Origin of the sequence: Paucilactobacillus nenjiangensis (assembly GCF_005405445.1) — a bacterium.
Lineage (GTDB): Bacteria > Bacillota > Bacilli > Lactobacillales > Lactobacillaceae > Paucilactobacillus > Paucilactobacillus nenjiangensis.
Genome location: NZ_BJEB01000069.1, coordinates 1 through 11,013 on the forward strand (window position 1 = coordinate 1; position 11,013 = coordinate 11,013).

Here is an 11,013-nt window from a genome sequence, read left to right on the forward strand (position 1 = left end):
CGACAACGGAGAAACTAGCAGCTTGATGTTAATGATTGTGAAATTCTAGGTCATCAGTACTTCTTGACAAAGAACCGCATACTAGGCAAGTTTAGAATACTAAAGATTGTCCTGGATGAATGATATATGGACTTGAGATTCCATTTTTAGAAGCTAATTCTGACCAACTGAGCCCGTTTGCTTGGGCAATTGCATATAGTGAATCACCACTTGAAACAGTGTAGTTACCAGAGTTGCTGTTTGAACTAGATGCGGTAGAGTTACCATTTAATTTAATACTTTGACCAACGTGAATCAAGTTAGTATTGGTAATGCCGTTTAGTGCAGCTAAGGCTGCAACTGTGGTGCCATTAGCAGCTGCGATAGCTGAAAGGGTATCACCACTTTGAACAGAATATGAACCACCATTATTACTACTTGTGGTCTTAGTCGTTGAAGCAGCTGTAGTAACATTTGCTGAAACTGTGCCTAACTTAAGCACTTGACCAACTAGGATGAAGTTAGTATTAGTAATTCCATTTAATGAAGCAAGGGTTGCTACACTCAAACCATACTTAGCAGCAATAGCTGAGAGAGTGTCACCACTTTGAACTGTGTATGAACTGTCACTTGAAGTTGTGGCTGTGGTTGTAGTGTTTGAAGTTGTCGCAGTGTTTGAAGCAGCCTTCACTGTGAGCACGTCACCAACGTGAATCAGGTTAGCGTTTGAAATACTATTCAATGATACTAAGCTAGCAACTGATGTCCCGTTATCTGATGCAATAGCAGACAAGGTATCACCACTTTGAACGGTGTAAGTAACAGCCGAAGTATTTGAACTAGTAGTCGTTGATGAACTTGAACCAGTACTTGTTGAAGTCGATGGCACTAACAATGATTGACCAACATAAATTAAGTTTGGATTACTTAAGTTGTTCATTGAAGTTAAAGTTGATGTAGTCGTGTTATGGTTAACGGCAATTCCAGAAAGGGTATCGCCACTCTTAACTGTGTAATAATCTGAACTGCCATTACTACTTGCGCCAGTATTAGTTGAAGATGTATTAGCAGAAGCATTAGTACTTGATGAATTAGATGAGGTATACCCGTTGATAGATGCACCGGCAAAGGCGATAGTATCAAGTTGAGTAAGGTTATACATTTCAACTAGTTTAATCAATGATGAAGCATAAGTTGGGGCAGTAGCATAACCGTCTGATTGAAGCTTATAAGCGACTGAAGTGTAACTCTTGTCGCCTAATAAATTGTTGTAGCGTGAGTTTTCGGCTAAGAAAGCACCATGATCTTCAACACTTTCAGCGTTGTTAGAATATGCGCGGAATTGGTCATAAATACTGATGTATGAACCGTTGACGTATTCTTGAGTAGGATAATTAACTGAATTACCGTTATATGATCCTTTAATTCCGAAAAGGTTATGTGCTTGGGTTGATAGTCCAGATTGACCCCAACCACTTTCCAAAATGGCTTGCGCAACTGTGATAGAAGGAAGAACACCATATTCAGTCCAGCCAGCAATCGCACCGTCTTCAACGCTTTCAATAAATGCTTGTAAACGAGCAGTTGTACTAAATGTAGGTTGTGCAGCCGTTACAGCTGCAGCAGCAAAGGCTAACGTTTGAGGTTCGCCAGTTTCTTCATATACTTGTTGAGCAGCGGCTTTAGCAGCTGCAATCACACTAGCGTCTTCGGTAACAACAACTGGAGTAGCTTTAGCGGAACTAGCAGCTGCGCTCGTCGTTGTAGCACTAGATGCTGCTTCGCTGGTTGTATCTGTGGCACTAGAAGCGGCTTCAGAAGTAGCTGAAGCAGAACTAACAGGTGTAGTTGATGCAGTAGCAGAAGATTCTACAGCACTTGAAGTAGTTGTTGCTGCGTCAACGGCGCTAGAAGCTGTAATTTCAGTAGCAGAACTGTCAGTGGTTGCAGAAGAAGCAGTAATTGTAGCTTCACTGGCGGTTTCAGAAGTAGCTGAAGCGACATCTGAAATAGCGGCAGCTGCACTTTCTAATGCAGCACTTGATTCGGCAGCAGCACTAGCAATTGCATCACTATCAGAAGCTGTAGTTGCGCTTAAAACTGCGACGTTACTATCAGCGTTGGCATCATCATCCGACGTTGCTGATGAAGTTTCTGTCCCATTCTTAGATGGTGTAGTCGTTGTGTCTGCATGTGCGGCAACGCCAGTAGCCCCCAAGCCGACTGACAAAGCTGCTATACCGGCAAAGACCCATTTACGTCCTTGTTTATACATCTTATAATGTAAATTTTGTTCATTTTCGGATTTCATTATTTACCTCTCCCTTTTTAATCAATTGATGGAAACCCCTAAATTACCAGATTTCGGAATAGCCTAAGGAAGACTAAAAATAGTTAAGGATTTCTTAAGGTTATCAGTGAACTAAATGTATCATGCAGTATGCTGATGTGTCAACTATTTGTATGGTACAAGCGTATTAGAAAAACCTAATAAAATGTGACGGAAAGTGTAATTTTGTTATTTTTGAAAGGTTATGACACTGGGCTTTACTCACAAAAGGTATATTTTTAAGGCTCAGAAAGTTGTTTTCAGGTCATACAAAATCGTCAAAATGTAATAAAAAAATCACCAAAATTTTTAAAATTGGCGACTTAAATTATGATGATTTATGAGATTTCTTTAATATTTTTTACCGAGAATGTCTAAATCACGTTTAACGCCATCCATTTCTGCAACCTCTGGTAGATGGGCCCATTGAACATAGCTAAACTTTTTGAATAATCCTTGGCTAGGGGCGTTATGGCCAAAGATGTAGGCGAGGATTGTCTCAATACTAAAATTTTTAACGTTTGACTCTACGAATTCGAGCGCTTTAACTCCGAGATGATGCCCTCTGAAGTTTTCATCAATATAAATACTAATTTCTACTGTGTGATCGTATGCAATACGGCCATAAAAATCTGCTAAGCTAATCCAACCAACAACCTGATTGTCGGACTTAATTAACCAGAGTGGTCGATGGTGTTGGTTATGACTTTTAAACCATTCTTCGCGGTCGGATACTGTGACGGGTTCTAAGTCAGCAGTCGATTGACGAGTTGGAATCGTTTGATTATAAATCCGAACTATTTCTGGTAAATCTTTAATAGTGGCAAAGCTAAATGAAATACTCATTATATGTAAAATCTCCTTAAATTATAAAAGTCGTGCGGATATTAATTCCATACTCTTAATGATTTGCTTCAATTCTTGGTTGTTAAATTTGGAAAATACTTCAGCGGTAAAGTTATCGTTTTCGAGGTTAATTTTGTCAATTGCTTGTTGCCCTAAAACAGTGGTGTGGAGAATTTTAACTCTATTATCTTTGGGGGATGTCTCTTTAGACACCAAGTTTAGTTGCTCTAATTTTTTAATAATCCGGTTTAAATAGCCCCGATCTAAACCGATTTTGATGGCCAGTTTATTAGCAATCACAGTTTGTCCATCGTGAATTTCAAATAACACTCGACCTTCAGTTAATGAAAAATCCAAGTTTTTCATACTATTATTCAGAATGCCGAGGATTAGTACATAGTCTCGATTGAACTGGCGAATTTGTGCTAATTGAGTTTTATCCATATCTGCCTCCTTCAATGCAATTTATTTTAATCTTTTTGTAGCTTTTGTCAACAAAAATATATAGCTTTTAGCTACAAAAAAAGCCAGCTGATATGTCAGTTGCTTGGTAAAAAAATAGATTGTTTAGAAATAAGCTTGGTAGGCTAGGTATGCGGATAAAATAAGTGCAAAACAGCCAACGACTAATTTAATTACCTTAGAAGGAATAAAACGAACGATGATGGGGCCAATATAGTTACCGACGAACAGCCCGAACATGAGTGGTAAGACAACTGCCCAATCGATGCTTAACATGAAGATAAACATGACAGCGGCAGTCGCATTATTAATTGCTGCAGCAAAGTTGCGAAAGGCATTATAGACGGCATATCTTTCATGAACGACTTTGGATAAGACGCCAATCATCAATAAACCGGCACCGGCACCGAAATAACCGCTATACATCCCTACACCGAGAACGCCAACCCAACTAATTGTCGACACAAATTTGCTTTTCGGTTTTGGTTTATTTGTTTTTGTCTTCTTATTAGGAACTAAAATCATTATTCCGGCCATTAAAATAAAGATTGGCACAAATTTTTGAAAACTGGCGTTAGAACTATGAATCAGAATTAAGGCACCACAAACGCCACCAGCTGTAATGATCAGGGCGATTTGAATTGCTTGCTTCCAATGACCATTAAGTTCCTTGATTGATGAAACGACCGAGCCAAATCCACCAATTGAATTAGCAACGGTAATTGTTGCGTTTGCAGTGATTGGTGGAATACCTAGTGATAAGAGGACTGGATAAAGTGTGAGTGATGCCATGCCCACGATTCCGCTGAGAATTCCAGCTAATAAGCTCATGAAGATTATGTAAATAATTGATAGCAATAGATACCCAACTCCTTGAATGATTTAATAATTTAAAAAATAGTTCAGTGTCTTTGGTGGCCACGAACTATTTTAAGGTATATGCATTTGATATTTAATTGTATGAAGTACTTTAATTCCAAATTGGCTTCCCAAAGCAACTTCGTCACTTAATTTGAAGAATGCAATCGATTAAAAAACAATCGCTTCACATTCTTCATCGTTAAATGCTCCGAAGCTGAGCGCTTTGGTCAGCACTCTACTTTGAATCATGCTTCAACCATCAATTCGCTCACCTAACTTAACTAATTAAATTCGTAAACCACGAATTTTAATTCGCTTTCGTTAGAAGCTCACGAATTAACCGATGGTTTCAGCACTCTACTTTTGAAACGCGCTTCCCAAAGCAACTTCGTCACTTAACTTGAAGAATGTAATCGATTAAAGAACAATCGCTTCACATTCTTCATCGTTAAATGCTCCGAAGCTGAGCGCTTTGGTCAGCACTCTACTTATGACTTCTCATAAATTTTGTGAGGGCATTGATTTCATCATTAGTAGGTTTTGTAGCCATAGCTTTGATGTTATGGATCCGTTCTACTGAAAGTTGGGTACCAAATGCGACGTCATTATCGGCAAGATGCTTCTTCTTTTCGAATTGGATAATTTGTTCTGCAAAATCGTTTAATTCATTACTCATGATTTACTCACTCTCCCACTAATTGATAGTTACCTTATAAAGTTCATTGTATCGCTTTTAACAAAAAATAAACAAGTGAAAAGGAAAATGTGAAATAAAATTATTAAATTTCACTTTGTGGAAGGGCGACGCAAGATTTTATAGCCAGTCTATGGCATAATATAAGAAGAATATACGAGATAGGGGAAATGAATATGTTCATAGGTTGGAATTGGGTCGGCATTTTATTATGGATAGTTGCTATCATTTTTTTGATTTGGGTAATTCACTTTATTCGAGTTAAGCAGTTGATGTTAATTATTAGTACTCAAAAATCTTTTGACAAAAAGTTGTTTGCAACATACGTTGGGCTCCTGGTCGTGTCGATTGCCTTTATTGGCACGATGTCTTGGCTCAGCTTCTTTAGACCAGTCGATATGACTAATAAGACGGATGTAGATATTTCAACCAAGTACCGTCAGCTTGAATTGAATCAAGTTAAAACGGGTTATTATTATGTTACGGCACAAAAAAGTGAAAATGGTAAACAGCCAATTGTGTCGTATACTTATTTAACTAATGGAAGTAAGACGACTATTAGTAGCCGAAATGGGACGGTATCACGAGGATCGGATGCGATCAATATGGACGCTTCGGTTTATCCTTGGAATAAAAAACAAGTGAACGAGTACGATACTAAGACGGGCCATGCGTTTAGCGCAGAGATGACCATCAAGTATAAGAAGACTTTCTTAAATGGACTAGGTGTTCGTAGCGGTCACGTTGCCGGATATTATACATTGCTCAGAGTTCCGTCAGCTGATTTCATTCTTTCAGAAACATCTAAATAACTTTAACAGGGTCCGTGACAATTGTCGCAGCTCTGTTTTTATCAATAGGGGCACAGTGAATGCTTAATTTATCATTATTACTATTAGAACGTGTGGGGATTGTGATTATCCTTGCGTTTGTTTTGGTCAATGTGCGACCGTTTCGGAAGCTGTTGTATGAACGCAAAGATTGGTCGGCTAAAGTCCAATTAATTGTCATTTTTGCGTTGTTTGCAATTATTTCTAATTTAACTGGTGTCAAAATCGATTCCAATAATAATGTCATTTCATCAGCAATTTTGACAAACCTACCTGAAACTTATTCGATTGCCAATACACGTATTTTGGCAATTACAGTAGCCGGAATCATTGGTGGACCTGAGGTAGGTACGGTCGTAGGTATAATTGCTGGTATTCATCGTGTTATGCAAGGTGGATTGACTGGCTGGTTTTATATTATTAGTTCTTCAATCATTGGTTTTTCATCAGGATTTCTCTTTAAAAGCACCATGTCACGCGGACACATTGATATCATTACTCCCTCACAAGGGATCTTTGTGGGTTTCTTTATGGAAGTGATTCAAATGATGTTTATTTCGTTCTTTAGTCCAACGGGTTTGGAACTAGTTAAGTTCATCGCGGTTCCAATGATTATGGTAAATTCGGTGGGAACTTACATTTTCTTATCCATTATCCAAACTTCTTTAAATCAAGAACAAGAGGCTCGAGCCATCCAGACTCATGCCGTCCTGGAATTGGCGGACAAAACATTGCCGTATTTTAGGGCGGGATTAAATCCAGCATCGGCACAAAAAGTGGCCAATATCATTAAGGATTATACAAACTTTGCTGCGATTAGCTTAACGACCACAAATCGTATTTTGGCCCATGTTGGTGCAGGAAGTGATCATCATTTGGCTGGAGAACGGATGATTACCAAACTTTCCATGAGAGCAATTCGCAATGGGGGATTGGAAATAGCATACAGTAAAAAAGAGATAGGTTGTTCACACCCAGATTGTCCGCTTGAAGCGGCAGTTATTATACCGCTTTGGATCAATGATGCAGTCGTAGGAACTTTGAAAATGTATTATACGGATGCGCAAATGATGACCACTGTTGAGGAACAGTTGGCAGTCGGACTGGGATCGATTTTTTCAAGTCAGTTAGCTTTGGGAGCCGCTGAAACTCAATCTAAATTAGTTAAGGATGCTGAAATTAAATCATTACAAGCTCAAATTAATCCGCACTTTTTCTTTAATGCCATTAATACAATTTCGGCAATGATGCGTAAGGATAGCGAACAAGCACGTAGTCTGTTATTGCAACTAAGCACCTACTTTAGAGCTAACTTAATGGGTGTGCGAGAGACTGAAATTACGCTGGAGCAAGAGCAACGACACGTTCAAGCGTATCTTTCATTGGAACAAACTCGTTTTCCAGATAAGTTTGAAGTTCACCAAAAAATATTGGCACCACGTACGGTTAAATTACCGCCGTTTACGATTCAAGTTTTAGTTGAAAATGCCGTTAAGCACGCATTCTCAAATCGAAAACAAGGTAATTTAGTTGAGATTTTAATCGAACCTGAGAACGATAAATTGAAAATTCAAGTCACTGATAATGGTAGTGGGATTGATCCTGATAAACTACCATCATTGGGGGTAGACGCAGTTGAATCATCACATGGAAGTGGCACAGCTCTACAAAACTTGAATCAACGGTTAGTCGGACTATACGGCAAATTAAGTTCCTTACAATTTGATTCAACAGCAACGGGTACAAGTGTTACCACTTGGATTCCACTCAAGGAGGGGGATTAGGTTTAATGAATATATTAATTGTAGATGATGAGTCTTTAGCCCGTGAAGAGTTAGAGTTTCTGGTCAAAGACAATCCTAAAGTATCAGCGGTGTATGAAGCTGATACAATCGACGCTGCATTTCGGGTAATCAGCAAATTCAAAATTGATTTATTATTTTTAGATATCCAACTAGGTGAAGAAAATGGCTTTGATTTGGCGGATGATTTAAAAACAAAAAAGAATGCCCCTAAAATCGTGTTTGCAACCGCCTATGATCAATATGCACTCGATGCATTTAACGCAAGTGCGGTTGATTATATATTAAAGCCCTTCGAACAAGAACGGGTCAATCAGGCGATTGATAAAATTAGTGAGATTGAAGTGGCACCAGAAAACCCTCAAACTACCAATCCGCGAGTTTCCATTACGGAAGATGAAAAAACGTCTGTTATCCTTAAAAGCGACATAATTTCTGCATATGTCGAAAAGGGCGACTTTATTATCAATACTAGTCAAAGATTGTTCAAGACTAAGCAAACTCTCATTAAATTCTCAGAGAACTTGGATTCCAAACAATTTTTACAGGTCCATCGAAGTTATTTAGTGAATCTCAATAAAGTGGCTTCTGTTGAGCCAAGCTTTAACCACACCTACGAACTCACGATGACCGATGGCAGCAAGATTCCAGTTAGCCGATCGTTTGTTACAGAAATGAAACAAGCATTAGGCATGTGAAAAGAAACACAATCAAGGCATTCTAAATTCATGTCAGGGCATTTTAAACCGAATAATTGTCATTCTAGAGCTGAAAGCGCCATTTTCAGCTCTTTTTTTATATAATATGTAATGTAAATGAAAGAAGGGAAATATTATGGAAAATAGTAGTAAAGGAACAACTAACCGTTGGTTAATCATTTTCGGAACGATCCTTATTCAAGTATCTGCCGGATCATTCTACGCTTGGTCAATTTTTAACAATGGATTTATGATGAAATCCGGCGGTGTTGTTCAGGTTGTTGATGGGGTGAAAAAGATTGTCGGAGGGCTCCCTGCGGGCTCTGTTAGTTTTACCTTTACGCTTGGCATGCTCTGCTTGTCACTAGCAACGTTGGCTGGAATTCCACTTGCTAAGAAGTATGGCATTAAAGTGGTTAGCCTTTGTGCATCCGTTATTTATGGCCTATCCATTTTAGGTTTAATGACGATTGGTAAAGGCTCGTCAATTTGGATGTTATGGCTGTTTGGTGGTGTTTTACTTGGTGCAATGAACGGTGTGCTTTATTTAACAACACTCACTAACGCAATCAAGTGGTTCCCAGAGAAAAAGGGATTAATTTCAGGAATCAGTGTTGCCAGTTATGGCCTTGGCTCATTTATTTTTAAATATATCGACATGGCTATTGCTGGTGGTAATGGTGCGATTACCGCCGACAACATTGGCAGAGTTCTTCTTTGGTGGGGAATTCTGGCATTGATTTTGGCAGTCGTTGGATCCTTCTTCTTAAAGGATGCACCAGATAATATGGCTATTCCATCAAATGATGCTAATAAGCCTGCGGAAGTCGACAAAACGAACTTTACAACGTCTGAAATGTTACACACATCTCAAGCTTATATGATGTTCTTCTGCCTAACAACCGCTGTTATGTTTATGGGACTCTTGGGTGCCGCTGTTACCAATATGGCAGCTGCTTGGACACAAGCTCCGAATGAAGTTGCCGTTTGGGGTGGTACAAGTACCGCTGCAACTTTTGTAGCGATTGTGGCACTTGCTAATACCATTGGCCGATTCTTCATGGGCTGGTTATCCGATATTACCGGACGAAAAACCGTGTTCTTCATCACTTATATCATTCAATTGCTTTCGCTGATTGCTTTGTTGATGACGAAACCCGGCTCAATGAGCATGGCGATGATGTACATTGTTGTTATCGCAATGGCCTTCTGCTTTGGTGGTAATATTACGGTATTTCCAACTTATGTCTCCGATTACTTTGGATTAAAAAATACGTCACGAAATTATTCAATGATTTATCAAGGATTTGGAATCGGTGCCATTATCATTGGCTTCTTAATGGCTTCTGGTAATCCACTGGATCCAAAGAAGGTTACGCTATCCAACGGGGCTGTTTTAACCCAAAACTTCACTTTAACTTACTGGGTACTTCTGATTATGGTAGTTATTTCATTAGTGATTTTTGCATTTATTAAAAAACCAATTAAAAAGTAATTTATAATTAACTCAACTACTCATAGTTTCAAAAGAATTAAAATGGAATTCAATTCCTTTTTTCTCACCTAAAGTACGAATATCCTGCCAAGTCAGCCTTAATAGCTGATTTAGCAGGATCTTTATTTTTTGGCTCTTTGTCAAATAGCGTGAAAAACAATAATCGCTGATGAAAAGCTCATGAATACAAGTGTAATATCAATCTCAATTGATGATTGGTATTGCACTTTTTTCATACTTTAAAAGTTAAAAACTGCTGTTTTAAAACAAACTTGTTATGCAACTGAATCCTAATTCTATAAAAGTAATTCATTGAATTGGCATAGCCGTAGGCAGTTCTACCAATTTGTTTGATTCTTCTATTTGTGCCCTCTAATCGGCCGTTAGACGCATTATTTTCGAATGCTGCTTTAATTCCCTTGATATACTTTTTATATGTTTTAATTACAGTATCCATTTCAGTTTTGTTATTTTTATAATTATTAATTAGTAGTTCTAATGGCGTGAAAGTATGATTAAATCGAGCGTCTAAAACACTTTGATAAACATCATACACTGTTTTAAAGTTCGGAAAGTCTTTCAAAACTAGTTGTAATGCATCTTGAGGATACATATATTCATTTACACCACGAAACCACTTTGGATTGAAGTATCGATGTTACGTTCGGCTTTTAAGAAAAATTTCCAGTTTGATTTTAATAATTTGTAAACGCGATTATGATTCTTGTCGCTGAGTTCCCGTTGTATTTTGATTCTTTCAGATTGAACAGCTTTCATAGCTAATTGAACAATATGAAATCGATCGACTACAATAATAGCGTTAGGAAATAGTTCACGTATGGGTGCTTGGTACCCAGCATTCATGTCCATAACAACAATTTCTACTTTTTGTCGGTTTTTTAATGAGAATTGTGATAAATATTGTCTAATTGATTTATTACCCAAATTGCAAGAACAAATTAGCCACACGATAAATCCTATTAAATCAGTATTTTCATTAATATTCATATTTTATGG

At 38.1% G+C, this 11,013-nt stretch carries 11 protein-coding genes; 4 read left to right on the plus strand and 7 right to left on the minus strand.

Translation table 11 applies throughout. The annotated features are described in order from the left end of the window. Positions 1–91 precede the first annotated feature (91 nt). From FFM59_RS08830 to FFM59_RS08850, 5 genes are all read right to left on the minus strand, one after another. Positions 92–2,290, minus strand: coding sequence for a LysM peptidoglycan-binding domain-containing protein (locus FFM59_RS08830; RefSeq protein WP_174795650.1), 2,199 nt, complete (start codon positions 2,288–2,290; stop codon positions 92–94). Between the two features lie 369 nt (positions 2,291–2,659). Then, positions 2,660–3,154: a GNAT family N-acetyltransferase gene (locus tag FFM59_RS08835; RefSeq protein ID WP_137602678.1), complete on the minus strand. Its 495-nt coding sequence runs from the start codon at positions 3,152–3,154 to the stop codon at positions 2,660–2,662. 21 nt (positions 3,155–3,175) lie between these two features. After that, a complete protein-coding gene (locus FFM59_RS08840; protein ID WP_137602679.1) occupies positions 3,176–3,598 on the minus strand; it encodes a MarR family winged helix-turn-helix transcriptional regulator in 423 nt (140 codons plus the stop codon). A 123-nt stretch (positions 3,599–3,721) separates the two neighbouring features. Next, complete coding sequence (locus FFM59_RS08845; protein ID WP_174795651.1) at positions 3,722–4,447, minus strand: sulfite exporter TauE/SafE family protein; 726 nt, start codon at positions 4,445–4,447, stop codon at positions 3,722–3,724. Positions 4,448–4,961: 514 nt separating this feature from the next. Beyond that, positions 4,962–5,153 carry an LBP_cg2779 family protein gene (locus FFM59_RS08850; RefSeq protein ID WP_137602681.1) on the minus strand — a complete coding sequence of 64 codons (192 nt, stop codon included), beginning with the start codon at positions 5,151–5,153 and terminating at the stop codon, positions 4,962–4,964. Between the two features lie 194 nt (positions 5,154–5,347). Here FFM59_RS08850 and FFM59_RS08855 point away from each other — a divergent pair, with 194 nt between their 5' ends. From FFM59_RS08855 to FFM59_RS08870, 4 genes are all read left to right on the plus strand, one after another. Then, positions 5,348–5,983: an LVIS_2131 family protein gene (locus tag FFM59_RS08855; RefSeq protein WP_307722428.1), complete on the plus strand. Its 636-nt coding sequence runs from the start codon at positions 5,348–5,350 to the stop codon at positions 5,981–5,983. A 59-nt stretch (positions 5,984–6,042) separates the two neighbouring features. Next, positions 6,043–7,785, plus strand: coding sequence for a sensor histidine kinase (locus FFM59_RS08860; protein ID WP_137602682.1), 1,743 nt, complete (start codon positions 6,043–6,045; stop codon positions 7,783–7,785). 5 nt (positions 7,786–7,790) lie between these two features. Then, a complete protein-coding gene (locus FFM59_RS08865) occupies positions 7,791–8,501 on the plus strand; it encodes a LytR/AlgR family response regulator transcription factor (RefSeq protein WP_137602683.1) in 711 nt (236 codons plus the stop codon). Between the two features lie 136 nt (positions 8,502–8,637). Next, complete coding sequence (locus FFM59_RS08870) at positions 8,638–9,996, plus strand: MFS transporter (RefSeq protein WP_137602684.1); 1,359 nt, start codon at positions 8,638–8,640, stop codon at positions 9,994–9,996. A gap of 232 nt (positions 9,997–10,228) precedes the next feature. Here FFM59_RS08870 and FFM59_RS10290 read toward each other — a convergent pair whose 3' ends face one another. Then, positions 10,229–10,609, minus strand: a complete 381-nt coding sequence (locus FFM59_RS10290; protein ID WP_137602685.1) for a transposase — start codon at positions 10,607–10,609, stop codon at positions 10,229–10,231. Between the two features lie 8 nt (positions 10,610–10,617). Beyond that, positions 10,618–11,004 (minus strand): transposase, encoded by a 387-nt coding sequence (locus FFM59_RS10295; RefSeq protein ID WP_137602686.1) that lies wholly within the window; start codon positions 11,002–11,004, stop codon positions 10,618–10,620. Positions 11,005–11,013 lie beyond the last annotated feature (9 nt).